Raw genomic sequence first — 21106 nt, forward strand, 5'->3', positions numbered from 1 at the left:
TTATAGTTTCAGTCGATCTAAAAGCAAAAGAGTTATTTTGGTTGGCATGAATCAAATATGTTAGAAATACTATAAAATTAGTCCCAACGTCTAACTTTTATGAGTTTTTTAACTGCAACTGAATATGAGGGTCGATAGTTTTGCTTGATTCTTTAATAGAATTTGTAGACTATACCCTAACGATTTAAGACTTTATGAGAAATGTTATTCTTTCTGTTCTAGGATTAATTTTGGTTATTGGTTCTTTAGTTATTGCCAAAAAACTTGTTGATAGTAAAAAAAGACCCAGACCGGTACCCGCAAAAGTAATAAAAACCGTATTTGTAGATACAGTACAGAATACTACAATCCCGATTAAAATAGCAGCTAATGGAAGCCTTATAGCCAAAAGAAGAGTAGAGCTTTATTCTGAAGTTGGTGGGATTTTTAAAGGAGTAGATGTTCTTTTTAAAACAGGACAAAAATATAAGAAAGGGCAAACACTAATTAAAATCGATGCATCAGAATACTATGCAAGTGTTCAATCGGCCAAAAGTGAGTTGCACAATCTTATTGCTTCTATAATGCCTGATTTACGGTTAGATTATCCAGATATATATATAAAATGGCAAAAGTATCTCGATAACTTTGATATCAATAAACAAACTCCCAGTCTTCCTAAGAGTACATCAAAACAAGAAACTTATTTCATAACCGGGCGAAATATATATTCTAGCTACTATAATGTAAAAAACTTAGAGCAACGCCTAGGAAAGTATATAATTTCGGCTCCATTTGAAGGTGTATTAACAGAGGCACTAGTCACCGAAGGAACCTTAATTCGTCAAGGTCAAAAATTAGGAGAATATATTGATACCAATATCTATGAAATGGAAGTCGCTATAGAGAGGGAATATGGAGACTTACTTCAGGAAGGAAAGATGGTTCAGCTCTCTAATCTTAATAAAACAAAAACATATAAAGGAACGGTATCTCGAATTAATGGTAGTGTAAATCAAGGAACACAAACGATAACAGCGTTTATAGAGGTAGCAGACAAAGGTTTAAGAGAAGGGATGTATCTTGAAGCATATCTTGATGCTAAACAAGAAGAAAATGCTATAGAAATAGATAGAGGCCTTTTACAAGAAGGAAATACCATATTTGTGGTTAGAGATAGTATTTTGGATAATATAGAAGTGCATCCAGTATATTTTTCGGACAAAAAGGTTGTGCTCAAGGGTGTTCCTAACAAAACAGTGATTTTATCCAAAAGTGTTCCGGGGGCCTATTCGGGAATGTTAGTATCTATATATAATTCAGGAAAATCAAGGGCAAACGTTAGCAAATCAGCAAATAAAGGTAATCATTCAGGGAATAAAGGTAAGGCAGTTCAGAAATGAGAAAAATCATAACTTATTTTATAAAGTACCATGTTGCGGTTAATGTTATTGTTATAGCATTTGTCGTATTTGGGATTGTTGGTGCACTATCTCTGAAATCTTCATTTTTTCCTTTAGTTGATTCAAAAATTGTTACGATCAGTATTACATACCCTGGCGCATCGCCCCAAGAAATAGAAGAAGGGGTGGTTCTTAAGATTGAAGATAATCTCAAAGGCCTCGAGGGGATTGATAGGGTAACCTCTACTTCTACAGAAAATAGCGGTACCATTACCGTAGAGATTATTACTGGCGAGGATATTGATTTTATGCTTCTAGAAATTAAGAATGCGGTAGATAGAGTACCTTCATTTCCTGTGGGAATGGAACCATTAGTCGTTGCTAAAAGAGAAGAAGTAAGACCTACTATTAGTTTTGCTATAAGTGGTGACAAAGTTCCTATGGCAACATTAAAACAAATAGGAAGAACAGTAGAAAATGATCTAAGAGCAATAGATGGAATCTCACAAATTACTATAGCTGGGTATCCAGATGAAGAAATTGAAATTGCAGTCAATGAAAGTGATCTGTTAGCGTATAATCTTTCGTTTAGTGAAGTGGCTCAAGCCGTCAGCAATGCAAATATATTAGTTACTGGAGGTAACATAAAAACGGATGAAGAAGAATATCTAATTAGAGCAAATAACAAATCATATTACGGAAACGAATTGTCAAATTTGATTGTTAGAGCAGATACGTTAGGTCGTGTTATACGCTTAGGAGATGTCGCAAACATAAGGGATCGTTTTTCAGAAACACCAAATGCCTCATATTTTAATGGAGATCTCTCAGTCAATATTACAGTAACTAGTACAAATAGTGAAGATTTGATTTCTTCTGCAGATAAAGTGAAGGCTTATGTAGAAGAATTTAATCAGAAATATGAAAATATACAGATTAATGTGGTGAGAGACTTATCGATTACTCTTAATCAACGTACGGCTTTATTAACAGAGAATGCAATTATCGGAATGATTTTAGTGTTACTGTTTTTATCTGTTTTCTTGAATACCAGGCTTGCATTTTGGGTAGCCTTTGGTTTGCCTATTGCATTTTTAGGAATGTTTGTTTTTGCGGGTCAATTTGAGGTAACTATTAATGTATTATCCTTGTTTGGGATGATAATAGTTATTGGGATTTTGGTTGATGATGGTATTGTTATTGCTGAGAATATTTATCAACACTACGAAAAAGGAAAACCTCCGATTCAGGCTGCAATTGATGGAACATTAGAGGTGATTCCTCCTATTGTTTCGGCTATTATAACCACAATTCTTGCATTCTCTACATTTTTATTCCTAGAAGGAAGAATTGGTAACTTTTTTAGTGAAGTATCAACCATCGTAATACTAACCTTAATAGTTTCTCTTGTAGAAGCATTAATTATACTTCCTGCCCATTTAGCACATTCTAAAGCATTAAAAGCCAAAGATGATACTTCTAAAAAAGGAAAACTGAACTTCTTTTCTAAAATGAGGTATATAAATGAGTTTGGAGATAAAATTATGGGATGGCTTAGAGATAAAGTATATAGCCCAGCTTTATATTTTACGATAAAAAATAAGATACTTACTTTCTCTTTATTTGCGGTAGCTTTAATCTTGACTATTGGTTCTATTGGTGGAGGGATTATTGGTGTGACTCTTTTTCCGAGAATAGCCAGTGATAGAGTAGCTATTGAGTTGGTAATGCCAAATGGGACTACAGGAAAGGTAACCGACTCTATTATCTCAATGATAGAAGAAAAAGCTTGGGAAGTCAATGAAGAACTTACGGCAGAATATCTCAAAGACGACGAAAAGTATAAAGGAAAAAAACTTTTTGAAAATATTATAAAGAATATTAATTCAGCATCCAGTGCCTCTGTCAATATTAATATGTTACCAGGAGAGGAACGCCCTGATGCTGTAAACTCTGCAATAGTAGCAAATCGCTTGCGCGAAAAAGTGGGTGTTGTTTTTGGCGCTGAACAATTGATTTTTGGTTCTGGGGGTAATTTTGGAGGTAGTCCGGTATCAGTTTCATTGCTAAGTACCGATATTACAGATCTCAAAGCAGCCAAAATTGATCTCAAAAAAAGATTGCTGGATGACCCAAGACTAAAAGATGTGTTTGATAACGATCCAGAAGGGATCAAAGAAATACGATTAAGGCTTAAAGAGAATGCATATCTCCTAGGCTTGGATTTACAAACAGTAATGAATCAAGTACGTTCTGGCTTTTTTGGAGTTCAGGCACAGCGTTTTCAGAGAGGGCAGGACGAAATAAGGGTTTGGGTACGGTACGATCGTCAAAATAGATCCTCGATTAATGATCTAGATGATATGAGGATTGCTACTCCTGCAGGAAATCGAGTTCCACTAAGAGAAATAGCAACCTACAGTATCGTAAGAGGAGATGTATCTATAAACCATCTAGACGGGAAACGAGAAATTCAGATATCTGCAGATTTAAAAGATCCAAGTCAAAGCGCGACAGATATTTTGGATGAAATTAGAACCGTTATTATGCCAGAGTTACAGCAAAATTACCCAACGGTTTCTGCATCATACGAAGGACAAAATAGAGAAGCTTCGAGAATATCAAGCTCTGCGAGCGTTGTATTTCCGATAGTTTTCTTTTTGATTTATATCACAATCGCCTTTACATTTCGTAGCTATAGTCAACCATTATTATTGTTATTGTTGATTCCCTTTAGTCTTACTGCAGTGGCTTGGGGGCATTTTTTTCATGGGTTTTCGATTAATGTTTTATCTCTACTAGGTATTATAGCACTGATTGGTATTATGGTAAACGACGGATTGGTTTTAATTGAAAAATTTAATAGTTACCTTAGAGAAGGACTCACCTTTGATAATGCCCTATACGAGGCCGGGAAATCTCGTTTTAGAGCTATTTTCCTAACTTCCTTAACTACTATTGCTGGTCTCGCACCCCTGATTTTCGAGAAGAGTAGACAAGCACAGTTTCTAAAGCCTATGGCTATTTCAATTGCTTACGGAATAGGGTTTGCGACTATATTAACACTCCTCATGTTACCTTTGTTTTTGTCATTTAGTAACCTTATTAAAGTAGGGGTTAAGTGGTTAATAACAGGTGATAAAATTACCAAAGAAGAAGTAGAACGAGCTATAAAAGAACAAAATGAAGAGTATGAGAATCATACATAAGAATGAAAACATGTTTCATGTCCTTGGCTTGATTGTCGTTGTGTTTTTGTTTTCATGGAGTGGAACTGCACAACAATTAACCAAGCAAAAGGCAATAGAATTAACGCTTAAGAATAATTTTGGGATACTCATTGCCGAAAATAATCTCGAAATTGCCGAAAATAACAAAGGAGTGCTTAATTCTGGATACCTACCCACGGTAACAGGCGCAGCAACAGCAGTGCATAATATAGATAATACAGAAGCTACTTTTTCTAATGGGGATGTAACCGTTTTAAGAGGAGCAGAAAGTGATCGTTTTAGTGCCTCTATTGGGGTTGATTATACATTGTTTGATGGATTAGGCCGTTATTATAACTATAAGATATTTAAGGAACAGTATAACTTAACTTCTTTGCAAGCCAGAGAAACCATTGAGAATACAATTCTGCAACTATTTACGGTCTATTATGAAGTCGCTAGATTGTCAGAAAATATAGCTATTCTTAAGGAAACCCTCGAAATTTCAAAAAAACGAGTAACTCGATCTGAGTATCAATTTGAATATGGACAGAACACGAAGCTAAATATTCTGAACGCAAGAGTAGATGTGGTTAATGATAGTATTAACCTGTTAAATGCAAATCAACAATGGTCGAATGCCAAAAGGGATTTGAATGTACTGCTAAATGAGGACTTAGATCGTTTATTCGATGTCGATACTATTGTTAGGTTTATCCCTCGATTACAATTGGATAATTTTACGAGTACATATCAGGATCATAATGTTACTATATTGCAAAATGAAGCTAATCTAAAAATCAACGAATATGATGTAAAAGTAAGTAAATCAGGGTATTTGCCTACTGTGGGTCTTAACGGAACCTATGGTTGGAATAAAAATAATAACAATGCTGCTTCTTTTCTTACAACTCAAACATCTGATGGGTTATCTACATCGGTAAGTCTTTCCTGGAATCTTTTTGATGGGGGAAGTACTATAACCAATATAAAAAATGCTAAAATTACATTAGAAAATCAAGAGCTAGCCAAAAAGCAGGTCGAACAACAAGTAAGAAGAGATATTTTGAATGCAAATAAAACTTACAGAAGCCTTTTGAGCATACACAAAATTCAGCAACAAAATGTAATCACCAATCAAAATAATTTTGAACGTTCTGAGGAAGGCTATCAGAGGGGATTGGTCACTTCAATAGAATTTAGGCAAGCTCAAATTAATTTGATGAACGCACAAACGAATCTAAATACTGCTAAGTATAATGCAAAAATGGCAGAGTTAGAACTATTACAACTTACAGGACAATTATTGAATGTAGAATTTTAATACCTTTATGTGTATGATAAAGTTACTAAGGACAGATTCAAAACATCAGGATTTTATCTCACTTGTTGTGGACTTAGATAAATATTTGGCGGTTACTGATGGAGAAGATCATGCTTTTTATGATCAGTTTAATAAAATTGGCGCCATAAAATATGTTGTTATAGCCTACGAAAATGATGTTGCCGTAGGATGTGGAGCCATAAAAGAGATGAATTCTGATAGTATGGAGGTTAAAAGAATGTATACTAATCCACAATTTAGAGGAAAAGGAATCGCCTCAAAAGTATTGTCAGAATTAGAAAAATGGACTGCAGAATTACGGTATAAAAAATGTGTACTAGAAACAGGAAAAAAGCAAGTAGAGGCAATACAACTTTATAAAAAGCAGGGGTATACATTAATAGATAACTATGGTCAATATGTTGGTGTCGAAAATAGTTTGTGTTTTGAAAAACGAGTCAAAAATTAGTAAAGAACCTAGGACAGAATAAAGTGTATTTTATCTAGGTACGGTATTTGATTGTACCTAGCTAAAAAATAATAGCATATGATTTTTAGAATTTTATTACTAACTGCAGTTGTTTATGGTATATTCTATCTAATTAAAAAAGTAAAGCCCATAAACAAACTCAAAGAAGTACGCCTTAAATTTGATCCTCTTAAGTGCAGAAAATGTAATGGTATGGGATATTGGATAGCTACTCGTGGAGAAAAAGAGAAGTGCAACCTATGTTGGGGTTCAGGAAAAATGCCACATAAAGGATTATAATATGTCTTAGATACCCAAGTCTTATAGTGTGATTCAATAAAATAGTTAATCGAAGTACATGTTTGAACACTTTTTTCAATGCCCTTATTGTTGGGAAGAAATATCAATGTTACTTGATCCTTCTGTATCTTATCAAGTATATGTAGAGGATTGTGAAGTATGTTGTAATCCAATCCAATTACAACCAAGATTTGAAGATCAGGAATTAGTAGCCTTTGAGGCAATCAATTTAGAACAGTAATTGAGTTGATGACATTATCTTAAAGTGTTCTAGATAACTTTATGCCATCCTAAGGTAGTATCAAATTAAACCCATCGAAGAATAACTATTTTTTATATCTCTAAACACACAATCTTCTATTTCAATTGTCGAAGAACTGTAGTGTCATACACCTTGATTTCTTACCTAACCATTGCAGAAGTTTATCTGATCCTATTTATGTGCTATGTTGGCAACATATATCAATATATCGATAAATTTTACAGTCAAAACTCCAAAATACGCTTCTGTCTCCAAAAGCAACTTAATTCGACCACAAATGGCATATTAACGTATTTTCTGTTGAAAGAATATCTGAAATAATAAATAATATCCAGTATACGTCTTAATATTCTAACAGAAGTATCCATTTCTTTTTGTGCTCCCATATCTATACTATTATTCATAGCGTTACGGTGAAAAAGAATTTTGGTATCCTAATAAAAGAAAGCAACTGCGTCTTTTTTTAACTTGGTTTAAATTAAAATTGTTGTAAACACCTATTGATTACATGGTATTTCTTCTCCTCTTTTACAAAACGAAATGTCAATTTTTAAACGAATGTAAAGGTAGAATAATGTTAATAAAATTAACATATAAGACTAAAAAAGCATCTATTCTGTTAATTTTTTTAGCTTGTTAACCAAAAATTAACCTTCCTTAAGGCACAAGTATACCTTTTATAAACCTGTATCGGGTTAAAAAAATACTTCACAAAACTTAATTTTATAATTCACAATGAAAAGAAAGTTAAAAGATCACAGTTCTTAAGTATTTAAAATAATATGCCTTATGAAACACAATCAAAAAAAACTAAAAGATTCATTAAAGGACATTGTTCCTTTAGTAAATAAAGAGTTCTCTTTTATGGGAATGATCATCACAACGAGCGATCTGCAAAGGGTTCTAATTATTGCCTTATTATTGACCAATTCGATAACACAAGCGCAAAACCCTTCTGACGTATTAGATTTATCGACCTGGAGTTTGACCTGGCCGGTTGATCAAAACGGTAATGATAGTAGTGGAGCAACTACTTGTGAACAGATAAACAGAAATGCCGCAACTTGGGATCCCGATGAAATCACAGGTGTCATACCCGCAGCCTATCAGGATTTTTTTGAGGCTGTTGGATCCGAGGTTGTTTTCAGGGCACCCGTATCCGGCGCAACTACAGGAGGTACCGATTATGCCAGAAGTGAGCTAAGACAACAAATTCCGTTGGATGGTGTGTTAGGAAATAATTTTTGGTCCGTACAAAATGAACAGGAACTGGACGTAAGAGTTCGAGTGACTAACCTACCTAGTGTAAAACCTGCCGTTTCAATGGTACAAATTCATGCCTATAATGAAGATTACGAACCGCTACGTTTGCAATATGATGCCGAAACCGACGGTAATGGTCTTCATATTGTAATCAACGAATCCACTACCCATCCTAATATTGTTGATTACACCCTTGGGGATCAACTTAAAGTGAATGTCAAAGTAAATGAAGGTCGAATCTATTTAAGTCTTACTAATGAAAGTAAGCCCAATGCAGCCTCATATGCATTAGACTGGCTCTCTGGCAGAGAAAATTGTTACTTCAAGGTTGGGGCCTATGTACAATCTAGCCATGTGCTAATGGATTGCAAACCTGATGATGGGTATACTACAAACCCGGACCCAGATGAATTTGCCGCAGTAGCCGTATCGGATATGTCAGTTATTGTTAATGGGAGTGGAACTATTACTCCAACAGAACCTATCAACCCTACCCATGGACAGACAACGTACCTTCAAGAAAATTTTGATGACTATGATACCGATGATTCTCTAGGAGATGGAGTTCCTTTTGTAGAATCAGGAATCTGGATTGATGGAGGTTCTAATGCATTTCTCAAATCCACCGAAAAATATAATGGAAACAGGAGTTTTGTGATTTCTAAGTCAGACGAAACAAATACAGATCTAGAAAATCCAAAACCATACTATTCTTCTATCTATACAAAACCATTAGATTTTTCTGGAGCTACAGCAGCGGCATTGGACTTTAGATATTTGATAACTACAAAGACAGATGCGACGACTGGCGAACTACTTGTGCCAACAGGGTCTTTTAGTGCAGAAATATCGTTCGATGGCGGAGAAAATTTCGTTGACCTAGAGAATTTTATTATGGCGAATCAAACGATTATAAGTAATACCGGATCACTTTATGTAGTAGATTGTAAAGCAGAATGTGATGTTACATATCCTGATGATAAGACTACAAGAGATGCCTGTAGAGCACAATGTGATGCTGATAAGGAAGACAATGCTATTCCTGCAGAAGAAACGCAACAATATTGGTCTTTAGCTTCTATCGTTATCCCACAAGAGCAGCTATCTAATATGACAGTTTTTAGAATCAAAAGCTACCTTGGTGCTAACGATGAGGCCTCTATATATCTAGATAACATCGTGCTCAGTTATGAAGGTACTGAACCTGATCTCAGTGAAAATACGATCACGGTAGCGGGGATTGCCGACCCTGCAACATCAGGAAGATCATTACTTCAGATTGATGGCATATCAAATACTTTCGAAGATTTTGATGCTATTGACGATTGGGGTATCTGGCAAGATGGAGGTAGAAATGTATTTATTACCGGTTTCAACTCAGTAGATGAAAATGGTGTCGCATATGACAAAGATGCATGTGAGGTAGACCCAAGCCAATGTTCCTATGGAGTGGGGATGCGTAGTTTCTTTTCAGGAAAATCAAATGGTACGGACGAGAATGGTGTTGATCTTGGATTTCAAAAATCTGCATATTCCTCTATCATAACTCAAAATTTGGATCTCACTACGGTTTCGGGAAGTGTGGACCTAGAATTTTCTTTTATTTCTTATCAAATGAAATTAGCTGATCCGACTCAAGAAGAACTCGAGGCTGCTGGAAACGTAAATCTTGTAAATATCGATGGCGAACCTATACTGGGATACGCTCCTGGACCTGATCGAGTAGAAATTTCTATATCTACGGATTGCGGATATACTTCTAAACTGTTTAAAACACTTACCTTCGGTGAACACTTTATAAATGATGTTCGCCAGACAGTAAATTTTACTATTCCTGCAAATTTTATGGCTAGTGATGATGAAGCCGATCCAGAGAGTATACTCAATACAGATTTCTTAACAACAACAACTCAAATCAAAATTCAATGCTTCTCAGATACTGATACGCAACTGTTTTATATTGATGAAATCGGTTTATATACCTCGGGGGCTCAGGAATCTCCTAAGGGAACTCCAAGAGATTTGACATGGGCAAACTACCCACAAACGATACTGACTGCAAATACCAGTTTTGACTCCTATGATCGCATCAATAGTAAGTTTTTAAGACAAGATGTTTATGAAAGTAACTCTTATCTTGGAGGTGATGGACTTTTTGAACAATTTGATGAAGAAACTGGTCAAATAGAATATATACCAGGACTATATGGTGCTGTAGAGCATCCTGATGACTGTGGTGATCATACCTATTTAGGCGATTGGGCTGAAGGTGAAAAACACATCGAACAAGAGTTTGATGCACAATTAGGAAAGTATGTGTTTAATTTTTATTCGCATCTTACGGCAGATACAGAACGTTGTCGTTATTTCGAGGGACAACAACCCGGTGAAGGTAAATATCAAGACCGACAACGTGTAGAGATCAAAACATATGATGATTCTGCAGACGAACAGTTATCCGTGCAGGGAGAAACTCATTTTTATGCTTGGAAAATGAAATTACCTGAAGGTTTTCAAGCTTCTAATAAATTTACACATTTGCATCAAATAAAACCTGCCGGTGGAGAGCATAAAGGCATGCCTACTTTTACATTGACGGCAACTAGCAAGGTGGATCCTGCAGATGTAGATGGCGATCAAGAAGGGGATAGCGATGAAGGTCTTAGTGAGCTAAAGTTGCGTTATGCAGGCTTGTCAGAATCACAAGTGACCGCGGCAACCATAGATCTTGATGACTTAAAAGGACGATGGATTCAGATTGTAGAAAAAATATTCTTTGGAGAATCCGACAAAGGTCGTTACGAAATTCTTATTTATGATCCAATCAATGGAAGCATTGATAATCCATTACTAAGTTTTGAATCCTATAGTCTGCAAACCTGGAAAATTGGAGATACGGAAGGGGAAGATCCTGATAAATTTTTTGCGCGTCCAAAATGGGGTATTTATAGAAGTACAGTAGAAGCTACAAAATTACGAGATGAAACTATTGGTTTTACAGATTTTGTATTACTAGAAGTGACCGATAGACAAGATGGACTTTATGGAAACATAAAATCATTTGCAAAATATGCTGAGAGTATTCAGGGAGACGATATTGTAAACACTGACAGATATATCATCCAATTAGAGCCTAGTTCAGAACCACTTATAATAAGTGATCCAGGCGTAAAATTTAACAGCCTATCTTATGATCGAGGATTCTACAAGGATGATTTTATTAATGTTGGTGGTTTAGGAGGTTTTGCTTTCAAAGCACAATCGACCATTTCTCAACCCGTAACGGTAGATAATTTGAGCTTTACTGTTCGTAGTAAAGCGGCAGATGATCTCGTAACCTTCTCAGTAACCGTGGGCGATCAAACTCAAGAATTCCAGTATCAGTCTACCAGTAATCAGGATTATCAGGTTTTTACTTTTGATGGGCCTTTTAGTTTTGAAAATGCTGAACCTACAGAAATAGCTTTTGAAATCACAGCTAGTGAAAATAGCGAAACTGGAGATATCGCAAAATTTAGACTTTACGATATGACTTTTAATTATGATGAATTTGCAATCAGCGAAATCTATGTAGATTATGATACCGATGTACAGAATGGCAATGGTACAGAGGCTGCTCCTTTTGGAAATATCCAATCAGCAACAAACGCAATAGGCCAGGCCACAGGAGCATTAATCGTATATATTAGTGGGACTTTCCCAAACTCAGAATCTTTCAATTTGAACAATATAAATGAGCCTATTACTTTCATTAGCGAAACAGGGTTTACTATAAAAAGTACAATTCAAGGCGGGACAACAGTATCTTCTGTAGGAGGGCTTTCTGGATTAGGAGCTACATTGTCGGATTCAGGATCCTTTACTATAGAACCCGATCGAACAGAATTAACAGGAGGAGCTACGGGTAACTCAAATGATCTCTTTATTGTCAATTCTGATGAAAGTGAAAACGATGCTAGTTTTCGTCTGCAAACTAAAGCAAATGGTGATAATAGGTATAGCGACTGGAATATAGCAGCAACAGCGCACCCTGCTCTGGGGAGTCGATTAAAGTTTGGTCTTTGGGAGGGTAACTCGCATAGCGATGATAACGAAAGAGAATTAGGGACAGAACATATGGCTATTTCATTAGATGGATATACCATTGTTGAGAATGCTATGACCGTTGGAACAGAAACTTTAGTAGCAGGTTCAACATTAAGTATATCCGGAGCAGTATATATGTTGGGTCCGGTAGGATCTCCGGCAACTTCTAATATTTCAAGTCTCAAAGACAAATACTTATTAATGGTAGAAGGGGGGATTATAAGTGAGAATTATACAATTGCAAGTCCAGATAAATGGATGGATGATGTGTTTAAAGATAAGTATAAGCTTCCATCACTTGATTCTGTAGATATTTTTATAAAAGAAAATGGTCATTTACCCGATGTCCCATCCGAAAAAGAAATCAAAACCAAAGGATATGATCTGCACGATATGAGTGTCATATTGCTTCAAAAAATCGAAGAGCTGACATTATATATTCTTGAAAATGAAAAGCTAATTAAGCGATTAGAATCATTAGAACATTAGGAAATGAGCAAAAAATAAGATTCGAAACACTGCTAAAATTTAAAAAAAATAAAAAATGAAAAACTATAAAATCATGCAATTAGGTGTTCTGCTAATGCTTTTTGCAATACAATGGATGAGTGCTCAGGAAACATTAAATGCCTCTACATTTGGAGATGAGAGTGATCTCTATATTATCAACTCTGATGAAGGTGAAAATGATGCTGCACTTAGAATACAAACCAAAATTGATGTTGGTGACCTATATAACGATTGGGTAATATGGAATAATCAAATGAATGGAGACCTGAATTTTTCGGTCTTTAGATCTCCAACACATGATGATACAGATGAGAGCAATTCGGGAGAGGTGCACCTAAAAATTAACAAAGAAGGAGTTGTATCTGTAAAGAATCTATTTACAGTAGGTACTGGAACATATCTTAATGATGTTTCTATGATCGTTGGAGGGGGAACCCACATAGGACGCTATGAGGGGTATAGTTCACTTAGCAACATTGAAGATCAATATCAATTATTTGTCGAAAAAGGTATTGTCAGTGATACTTTTTATCTGTCAGAGGTACCAAGTTGGGCAGACTATGTATTCTCAAAAGACTACAAGCTACCCAGTTTAGCATCTGTAGAAAATTTTATTCAAAAAAATGGTCATTTACCAGAGGTACCCTCAGAAAAAGAAATTCTTACAGAAGGGTATCAGCTACACGATATGAATGTAACGTTTTTACAAAAGATCGAAGAACTTACTTTGTATACAATCCAACAACGAAAGTTATTAGAGCAATTGTTGGATAATGTAGAAAAAAATAATCAGTAACCATCAAATAGAAAAATATGAAAACTAAATATATAAACAGTAGTTACCACAGATATATCCTGTTCGTATTTATCACCTTAGCAAGTACATTAGGATGGGGGCAAGATTTAACAGGTGGATTAACAGGGACAAGGAGTGATTTTTTTATTATTAATAGCGATGAATCCGAAAATGATGCAGGTATACGATTACAAACAAGAGAAGGCGAATCGTATTCTGATTGGACCATATGGACAGACTCTTTTGGAGGAGAGCTTAATATTTCTTCATGGCGAAATACTTTTCATAATGATGATATCGAATATGAACCAGGAGATACCCGTTTATCTATCCATCCAGATACCAAACAGACAATTCTATACAATGCATTATCAATAGGCAATGATGTAATTAAGGGTAACTCTGAATTGAGTGTTTTTGGGGTCACTTACATTTCAGAAAAAAATCAAGAACCTAGAGGATTTAATGTAGGTTCCCATGCTGACAACTATTTGTTATGGGTTGAGACGGGTATTGTATCCGACGATCTAGCTATTATAAATGTAGAACATTGGTCCGATCATGTTTTCGAGGAGAATTATGAATTAAAAGACCTCGATGCACTAGAAGAATTTATCAAGAAAAACGGACATTTACCCAATATCCCATCAGAAAAAGAAATTTTAAAAGAAGGCTACAGCATCCATGACATGAATGCACGTTTTCTTGAAAAAATAGAAGAACTCACGCTATATAGTATCGAGCAAAACAAAAAAATCAATGCTTTATTAAAAGCTCAGGGTTTGCAAGATCAAATCAAACAAAGCACTACTCAAAAAAACTAAACATATGAAAACTATAATTTTAAAGATAGTATGTACCATACCAGCACTGCTATTGTGCTTGTCTATACAGTCACAAGTAGATCTAGATGCAGATGATCATAATTTTCTAGATCCATATGATGATAATGGAGATAAATGGTTTGAAGATATTCAAGACCGTAGGGATTTTTTTAACAACTTAGTCGCTGCTATAAAAACTAATGACGAACTATATGGTGATATGGGCTTTGTGTCAATTACGGAAGATCTTTTTATAGCTAGTGTAAGAACGGATGATGATAGAGTATATGATGATAAAAACTATTTTCTTACTTTCTCTACGATCTATGATAGTTTTTCAAGATCTGAAACTATTTGTTGTACTAATAGTTTAGAACTCGATTATTACAGAATTCATTTTTTTATCGGATCTAATATTTCGGAAGCTCAAATTGAAGTTAATAGTCAAGTGCCAGCTGCATTGTCTAATTGGAGCGATACATTTGCAACGGATAATTTTGAATTAGATTTAATAGAGTCGAATGCTTTAAAGAGCGAATGGCTTGAACTAGTTCCTCCTTTACAATCATCCCTAAATTCTCTTTACATTACTGGAAAATGAAAATAGAATAGCTGTTACTTTTTAAGGTTTCCTCTATAACCATTGTATATGGAGGTAACAATACTATATCAAGAAAACAACATTGATTTAGTAGGTCCACAAAGCTTGGATGATTAAATCGTTAAAAAATAAATACCATGAAAAATAGTATCAAAAAACAGAATATTAAAATTTGGCTAATTCTAATAGCCCTAATGACTTTACCAGTTACCATTCAATCTCAATTTCTTGTGGAATCTGACGGGACATATGTAATTACATCTAAAACTCATGAGTTGGACTATAAGCCAATAGTTGCTTCTCCTGAATGGTTCAAAGGTTTTTTTAGAACTTTAGCTTTATTTGTTACAAATGATAAGACCGAATGTGAATTAGATAGCGCTATCCTGGGACAAAAAATCAAACTTCACATCTACTACCCTACACCAGATAATGCTCATAATCAGGACAACTACGACCTACCTGTTATAGTTTTTGGTTATGGAGGTGGTTTTTTAAATAAATGGGCAGCTCCTCAAGGTATTCCACCAGGGAATGATTACAAGGTTCCTGAATATTTTGCTAAACGTGGGTATATTGTAATTGCCCCAGAATATCGAATTGGTATAGACCTACATAATGCACAGCTTGCCGAACGTGCTATATGGAGAGCTGTTCAGGATTTACGAGTTACTATTAGGTATGCTCGAGCATACGTAAGTGATAATCTCGTAAAAGCAGATACAAACGCACCCTTAACGTATTTGGGATGGAGTTCCGGAGGTTTTATGGGATTACATAATCTTTACCTCAGGGATACGGGTACCAACAGGCCTATTTCTACTACCGACAGTTTAGAAGTAGATTATGATGTTTCAAATTGGTTTTTGTCAACTGTTCCAATAGAAGGCAGTACTTATGATCTTGGCACACTGGATGCACCCAGACATGGTAAGGGTGATGATGATTTTACAAATTATTACCCAGAGTTGCAAGGTGATCCTGTTCAGGACATTAGTGTAATCGTTTCAGGAGCTTTAGGGAAACTGAATTGGATAGGCACAATACCCGATTCAACAACTACGGGAAGACCTAAAGCTCTTATGATGATGCAGCATAGACAAGATGGAGTAGTTCCCTCTGGAAAAGGTAAGGCATATCAAGGTTTTTCTTTTTTTCAGAACGATTCTTTTCAATACCCTGAAGTGAATGGTACTTTTGCAATCGATGAGTATTTTACTAATAACCCGGATTATAGACCCCAAATATATGAATTTTTAGAGGTAACTCAGGGCTGTGCTAATGCTAATTGTGTGGAAGGTAATGCGGGTGGAGATACTGGACCATTGGGTAAACAAACCTGGTATCACGATCCGATGGAATATGCCTCGAATCTCGCGGTAATGGGAAAAATAGAAAGCTTTATAGAAGCAAGTATTGATAGTCTAAGTTCTGGAAGTAAATTAGCTAAAACACCTCTACTAGATAAAGGACAATCAGACCTGTACCCTAATCCAACACTTGATTATGTTAATATAAAAATGACCGACAAAAAAGTATCAGAATTTAGAATTTATGATATTAGTGGAAATCTTTTATTAAGTCAAGAAATTAGTAACACTAATGATGAAACCTTGCAAATTGATGTTAGCAATTTTTCTGAAGGTATATATATGTTACACCTATTTACTGACACAGAAATCGAATTTTATAAAATTGCAAAACAATAGTCCAAATACGTTTGCTTAAAAAAGTCTTGTAAAATTATTATAATTTTACAAGACTTTTTTTACATCTTAGTCTATTTTATATAGCATCAGCCACCAATAGTTCGTGTTGTATATTTTTGGTAATAGCCCTCAGAAACATGGATGCTATAACATTCTTATATGTATTCTAATATTCTAACGCCTCCTTGAGCACTTCTTCCTCTACCTACCTCATACATAAAAACAAGAAATTAAATAGATATTCGCTACGATACAGATGCAGCTGTCTCCATATACATAGTATCCAAATATTGTTTAAAAGACAAGGTCTGATCTATACCCATCTTCTTTTTTAGTCTACTCCGGGTTACTTTTACCGTATTGGGAGATACATTGAGCATGCTAGCGGTTTCCTTAAGAGACAAATTTAATTTGGTCAGCAAGCAGTATCTAATTTCATTTTCGGTAAGCTCCGGGTGTTTCATCCTAAGTTCGGTGGCCACGGTAGGATATTGAGATTCTATTCTGTCTGTTATTGCAGATACATCGGATGCAGAGAGAATGAGATCTTTTAATGTATTATTTACTTGAGCTAACTTAGGGTTATCATCCTTTATTAAGGCTAACTCCTTTTTTATTGTATTTAACACTTCAACTCTCTGAGAAAGGGCAATAGCCGTAGCATCTAATTCATTATCCCGCAAACGGATTTGTTCTTCTAATAATTGCTTTTCATTCGTACGGAGTATCACAACATCTTTTTTGCTTTTATTGTACTTACGATACAGATATAGCATGCTTAATACCAAGAGGACAAATATCAATAAAACAGTAACTATCAATGAATACAGTTCCTGTGCTTTGTTTTTTTCTTCTAACAACTGATTCTTATAAGTTGTTTCAATACTTTTTTGCTTTTCGTGAATCAATTTCATTTGAGCATCACTATAGTTCACTAATATTCTTTTTTCGAAAGAACGGATACTATCTATTAACTCATTCTCTTTTTCATAATAAAAAATAGCTTTACTATACTCTTTTTTTGCTTTATGGAATTTGGCAAGATTTCCATGTGCTTTAGATACTTCAACGACAGAAAATGGGAAATCAATATTTTTCTCGCCATAATAGATTGCCTTATCAATATTTCCTATCGCAAAATAAAAATCTGCGAGTCCTTCAGCTGTATTAAATAGTCCTGGCTTAAAATCTATTTTTTTAAAATATGCTCGCACTGCTAATAGAGAATCTATTGCTTTCTGGTAATCTCCAAAAAGAAAATAATCATATGGGATTTTCCCTTTAACATACCATTTATAGCGTTCCTCTGTACTCTTATTTGCAAGAAAAAGGGCTTTGTTATTAAAAGTAAAACTTTGTTCTGGCATCTTCTTTAGCCTATAGTTTTTGGCTAGATTAATAAATAAAAGTTTTTTTGTGGCATCGTTCATTTGGATGGTGTCTTTTAAACGGTTGTTTAAGAGTTGTAATGACCTATTATATTGTTCTTTGATTGTATATGTCTGAGAAACAAGAACATCGTATTTTGTAAGTTGATTAATGTCATTTTTGTCTATATATGGATATGCTTTAAAAAAAGATGCCAATCCTGGTTCTATTAAACCGAAACCATTGGTCAAAACATTACCTTTAGTAAGATAATGATGTGCAGTTCTAGATGATAAATTCTTAGTAAACTTAGAGCTGTCCAAAACTGCTATTGCAGATTCATACTTATCACAATAATATAATACACTGTCTAAACTTCGTGATCCTATATGCCCATAGGAATGATCCTCAACCAAGACAGTATAGCACGCCAGCTCGATATTAAAAAAGGACTGCATTACAGCTTCTTTGAGTATTCTAAGATGATTAGCATGTGCGTCCTTATCATTTCTTTTTGAATATTTCTTGTAATCAGCTTTTATTCTTTTTCTAACTATAGAATCTTCCGTTTTTTGAGCAGAAACAGGCACTACCAAAACAGAAAGTAAAATAGAAAAAAACAAAAAACGGGAAGCCTTGTAAAATGAGATCATGTGCAATTGGGAATTAAAAAATAAGTAAAAAACAATTATAATTTTGTTTGACTTTATTAGTAATTGACTGAATCAAAGTTATTACACTTTTTTTAAACTTACATGAAATTATCAACCAAATAAGAATTTAAATAACAAGAGTTTTTTTATGAAAGAACTTTGTTTGTTTTTGATGTAATTATCTGGATACCAGATGGTAAAATCAGTACTATGTGAAGTGAATTTAAGGAATCATCTTGGTGATAGAAGTAAAAAATAGTTTTAGTTGAGAGCGAATAAAAACCACTTAAATATTTAAACAGATGTAGCTGTCTCGGTATACATAGTATCTAAATATTGTTTAAAAGACAAGGTATGATCTATACTTATCTTCTTTTTTATCCTGCTATCGGTTACTTTTAAAGTATTCTAGGGAGTCATTATAAATTGCAGCAGTTTCTTTAAAAGACACATGTACTTTGGTACGGAGTCTAAATTCGTTATTTACAATCGAGACCTCCCCATTTTGTTACATTGATTGATAATAATTGGTTTTAGAGGTTCTCTAAATATTAATAGTGCTTAGTTCTGTAATACTAACTCCGGTAGCCTCGTCGGTGGCTAGTTTGTATTGAAATAGGCCAGTTTCACCAATAGCAATTAAAATGTCTCTAGAAATGATAACGTCAAAAGCACTTTTATTCACAGAAGTTACTAAGGTAGACGCTGTAGGATCAGAAACATCGAATACTTTGATCTCATCATCGCAAACAATTAGATAGTCGCCATATAAACCAAGTCCTCTGGGGAATGTTAAGTTTCTTGAATTAATAAGAATCGGTTCAGTCACATCAGTAACGTCATATACTTCTAGTACATTGATGTCATTTCCACAAAAAGTTTGAGAATGTAATGTTACATATGCATGCGTGTCATTTGCTATAACGGGATCGCATGCAGTAAAATGTTGTACTTCTGATAGTTTTTCGGGAAATTCTGGATTTGTTAATCCATAAATAAACATGCCGTTTCTAGAGCCGATGTATAGATACTCATTATAACTAAACAGCGTTTCTATATCAAAACCAATAGGGATTGTATTAACAAGCACTGGGTTTTTAATGTTTGTAATATTAAAGATATTTAAGTCTGAATAATCTACTGCATATAAGTAGTCTCCTTTTAGGGTAAAGGTTGCCAAAGACCCTCCTTGTCCATCTGCCTCTGACACTGATTCTGAAGTCGTAGTGTCATTGGTGCTGTCACTACTACAATTAAATAAAAATATAGTTGCAAGTATCATAATATATTTTTTCATAAGGTTACTATTTTTGATTGCTTGTGTACAATCAATCTTACTTGGTGTGATATTTTGTGATCAGTGTTAGTTAATAAGTTTCCATCCTACGATTACAGAGTTTTCTGGGGTGCTATATGGTATATATCCATCAGGCGATATGAGTTCAGGAAAAACATTAGAGATACGTTTTGCTAATGAAATCTCTTGATTCTCACTGTTGTATTCTAAAGCAATAAGATCCGTTGCTTGATTAATATAAATTATCTGGTCACGAATAGAAATATCTGTGGATCCAGGAACTTCTAAAAATTTAACTGGAATCGGCGATGTAGGGTCAGAATTATCATAAATATGAAAACCTTTGTGGAATTCATTAATAAATAATAAATCATTTTGTAGGTAAATTTTCCCAGAAGTGGTAATGGTTATTGGGTCAGTAATGTGTATAGAATTTTCAAAATCTATTTTATCTAGATAGATGGGTTCGTATTGCGAAAAAGAAGGCTCAATCACGATATCGTCTGTACTATCATCACCACAACCAGGTGTATAGCAACAGCTTTTTAGCACTACTGATATTCCCAAGATCAGTAAAAAAACACGTTTTCTCATTACTTTTTGTTTGCTTAAAAGATGTGAGAAATTATAAAAGGTTGCGTGCCAGTTAGCGTATATAACCTGACAGGTTTATCTCTAATTGCGTAATAGGACTTTTCGTGAAGAGGACTTAGAGTATCATAAATACTAATATTTTCTTTATTTTTAACCTAGTATCGCTGCGAGTACATTAAAAATAGTATTGATCACAATATTATTAGGGTACTACCTAATCAACAGACATTTATTTTATGTTTTATGAGGTTTATGAATCTTTAATTACTTAACATAGAGTTTAACAATTTTTAACCTGAAAACATTGTAGAATTCCGAATCTTATTGAGGTTCAAAATTCCCCGAATTCAGGATTAATAAAATCAATATTTTTTAGGTTTTTTGAAGATAAATTCGAAAAAAAAGGCCCTAATTATTAGGATAAATTGGTTGCAGAAAAATCCCTTATTTCAAATTCAA

The 21106-nt window shown here is 34.5% G+C and carries 15 protein-coding genes; 11 read left to right on the forward strand and 4 right to left on the reverse strand.

Features of this window, described 5'->3' with window-relative positions; genetic code table 11:
* The first annotated feature begins 194 nt into the window (after positions 1-194).
* The 6 genes from DZ60_RS0115975 (at position 195) to DZ60_RS0116000 (ending at position 6925) form a co-directional block, all read left to right on the forward strand.
* Complete coding sequence (locus tag DZ60_RS0115975; protein ID WP_025743046.1) at positions 195-1382, forward strand: efflux RND transporter periplasmic adaptor subunit; 1188 nt, start codon at positions 195-197, stop codon at positions 1380-1382.
* Positions 1379-4591 carry an efflux RND transporter permease subunit gene (locus DZ60_RS0115980; RefSeq protein WP_025743047.1) on the forward strand — a complete coding sequence of 1071 codons (3213 nt, stop codon included), beginning with the start codon at positions 1379-1381 and terminating at the stop codon, positions 4589-4591. The genes DZ60_RS0115975 and DZ60_RS0115980 overlap by 4 nt, the downstream gene beginning before the upstream one ends.
* Positions 4575-5915 (forward strand): TolC family protein, encoded by a 1341-nt coding sequence (locus DZ60_RS0115985; RefSeq protein WP_034229911.1) that lies wholly within the window; start codon positions 4575-4577, stop codon positions 5913-5915. Before DZ60_RS0115980 ends, DZ60_RS0115985 begins: the two co-directional genes overlap by 17 nt.
* A gap of 13 nt (positions 5916-5928) precedes the next feature.
* Entirely contained in the window at positions 5929-6384 is a 456-nt protein-coding gene (locus DZ60_RS0115990; protein ID WP_025743049.1) for a GNAT family N-acetyltransferase, read from the forward strand.
* A gap of 78 nt (positions 6385-6462) precedes the next feature.
* Positions 6463-6684, forward strand: coding sequence for a hypothetical protein (locus DZ60_RS0115995; protein WP_025743050.1), 222 nt, complete (start codon positions 6463-6465; stop codon positions 6682-6684).
* Positions 6685-6742: 58 nt separating this feature from the next.
* The gene (locus DZ60_RS0116000; RefSeq protein WP_025743051.1) at positions 6743-6925 is read left to right on the forward strand and encodes a CPXCG motif-containing cysteine-rich protein; all 183 of its coding nucleotides are present in this window, start codon (positions 6743-6745) and stop codon (positions 6923-6925) included.
* A gap of 245 nt (positions 6926-7170) precedes the next feature.
* Here DZ60_RS0116000 and DZ60_RS24940 read toward each other — a convergent pair whose 3' ends face one another.
* Complete coding sequence (locus DZ60_RS24940; protein WP_152537453.1) at positions 7171-7350, reverse strand: hypothetical protein; 180 nt, start codon at positions 7348-7350, stop codon at positions 7171-7173.
* 385 nt (positions 7351-7735) lie between these two features.
* Here DZ60_RS24940 and DZ60_RS24355 point away from each other — a divergent pair, with 385 nt between their 5' ends.
* From DZ60_RS24355 to DZ60_RS0116025, 5 genes are all read left to right on the forward strand, one after another.
* Positions 7736-12784, forward strand: coding sequence for a polysaccharide lyase family 7 protein (locus DZ60_RS24355; protein WP_025743052.1), 5049 nt, complete (start codon positions 7736-7738; stop codon positions 12782-12784).
* A 55-nt stretch (positions 12785-12839) separates the two neighbouring features.
* On the forward strand, positions 12840-13601 hold the full coding sequence (locus DZ60_RS24360) for a hypothetical protein (protein WP_025743053.1): 762 nt from the start codon (positions 12840-12842) through the stop codon (positions 13599-13601).
* 17 nt (positions 13602-13618) lie between these two features.
* The gene (locus DZ60_RS0116015) at positions 13619-14425 is read left to right on the forward strand and encodes a hypothetical protein (protein ID WP_025743054.1); all 807 of its coding nucleotides are present in this window, start codon (positions 13619-13621) and stop codon (positions 14423-14425) included.
* Between the two features lie 4 nt (positions 14426-14429).
* Entirely contained in the window at positions 14430-15026 is a 597-nt protein-coding gene (locus tag DZ60_RS0116020) for a hypothetical protein (RefSeq protein ID WP_025743055.1), read from the forward strand.
* A gap of 137 nt (positions 15027-15163) precedes the next feature.
* Positions 15164-16735, forward strand: coding sequence for a T9SS type A sorting domain-containing protein (locus tag DZ60_RS0116025; protein ID WP_025743056.1), 1572 nt, complete (start codon positions 15164-15166; stop codon positions 16733-16735).
* A gap of 245 nt (positions 16736-16980) precedes the next feature.
* Here DZ60_RS0116025 and DZ60_RS0116030 read toward each other — a convergent pair whose 3' ends face one another.
* The 3 genes from DZ60_RS0116030 to DZ60_RS0116040 form a co-directional block, all read right to left on the reverse strand.
* Positions 16981-18756 carry a helix-turn-helix domain-containing protein gene (locus tag DZ60_RS0116030; RefSeq protein ID WP_034229916.1) on the reverse strand — a complete coding sequence of 592 codons (1776 nt, stop codon included), beginning with the start codon at positions 18754-18756 and terminating at the stop codon, positions 16981-16983.
* Positions 18757-19300: 544 nt separating this feature from the next.
* On the reverse strand, positions 19301-20053 hold the full coding sequence (locus DZ60_RS0116035; RefSeq protein ID WP_025743058.1) for an LVIVD repeat-containing protein: 753 nt from the start codon (positions 20051-20053) through the stop codon (positions 19301-19303).
* 66 nt (positions 20054-20119) lie between these two features.
* The gene (locus tag DZ60_RS0116040; protein WP_025743059.1) at positions 20120-20647 is read right to left on the reverse strand and encodes a hypothetical protein; all 528 of its coding nucleotides are present in this window, start codon (positions 20645-20647) and stop codon (positions 20120-20122) included.
* Positions 20648-21106 lie beyond the last annotated feature (459 nt).

Origin of the sequence: Aquimarina pacifica, from assembly GCF_000520955.1 — a bacterium.
GTDB lineage: Bacteria > Bacteroidota > Bacteroidia > Flavobacteriales > Flavobacteriaceae > Aquimarina > Aquimarina pacifica.

Excerpts from the sequence above, each read along its gene's own strand:
- DZ60_RS0115975 (WP_025743046.1), top strand. The coding sequence starts at position 195 with ATGAGAAATGTTATTCTTTCTGTTCTAGGATTAATTTTGGTTATTGGT.
- DZ60_RS0115980 (WP_025743047.1), top strand. The coding sequence starts at position 1,379 with ATGAGAAAAATCATAACTTATTTTATAAAGTACCATGTTGCGGTTAAT.
- DZ60_RS0115985 (WP_034229911.1), top strand. The coding sequence starts at position 4,575 with ATGAGAATCATACATAAGAATGAAAACATGTTTCATGTCCTTGGCTTG.
- DZ60_RS0115990 (WP_025743049.1), top strand. The coding sequence starts at position 5,929 with ATGATAAAGTTACTAAGGACAGATTCAAAACATCAGGATTTTATCTCA.
- DZ60_RS0115995 (WP_025743050.1), top strand. The coding sequence starts at position 6,463 with ATGATTTTTAGAATTTTATTACTAACTGCAGTTGTTTATGGTATATTC.
- DZ60_RS0116000 (WP_025743051.1), top strand. The coding sequence starts at position 6,743 with ATGTTTGAACACTTTTTTCAATGCCCTTATTGTTGGGAAGAAATATCA.
- DZ60_RS24940 (WP_152537453.1), bottom strand. The coding sequence starts at position 7,350 with ATGAATAATAGTATAGATATGGGAGCACAAAAAGAAATGGATACTTCT.
- DZ60_RS24355 (WP_025743052.1), top strand. The coding sequence starts at position 7,736 with ATGAAACACAATCAAAAAAAACTAAAAGATTCATTAAAGGACATTGTT.
- DZ60_RS24360 (WP_025743053.1), top strand. The coding sequence starts at position 12,840 with ATGAAAAACTATAAAATCATGCAATTAGGTGTTCTGCTAATGCTTTTT.
- DZ60_RS0116015 (WP_025743054.1), top strand. The coding sequence starts at position 13,619 with ATGAAAACTAAATATATAAACAGTAGTTACCACAGATATATCCTGTTC.
- DZ60_RS0116020 (WP_025743055.1), top strand. The coding sequence starts at position 14,430 with ATGAAAACTATAATTTTAAAGATAGTATGTACCATACCAGCACTGCTA.
- DZ60_RS0116025 (WP_025743056.1), top strand. The coding sequence starts at position 15,164 with ATGAAAAATAGTATCAAAAAACAGAATATTAAAATTTGGCTAATTCTA.
- DZ60_RS0116030 (WP_034229916.1), bottom strand. The coding sequence starts at position 18,756 with ATGATCTCATTTTACAAGGCTTCCCGTTTTTTGTTTTTTTCTATTTTA.
- DZ60_RS0116035 (WP_025743058.1), bottom strand. The coding sequence starts at position 20,053 with ATGAAAAAATATATTATGATACTTGCAACTATATTTTTATTTAATTGT.
- DZ60_RS0116040 (WP_025743059.1), bottom strand. The coding sequence starts at position 20,647 with ATGAGAAAACGTGTTTTTTTACTGATCTTGGGAATATCAGTAGTGCTA.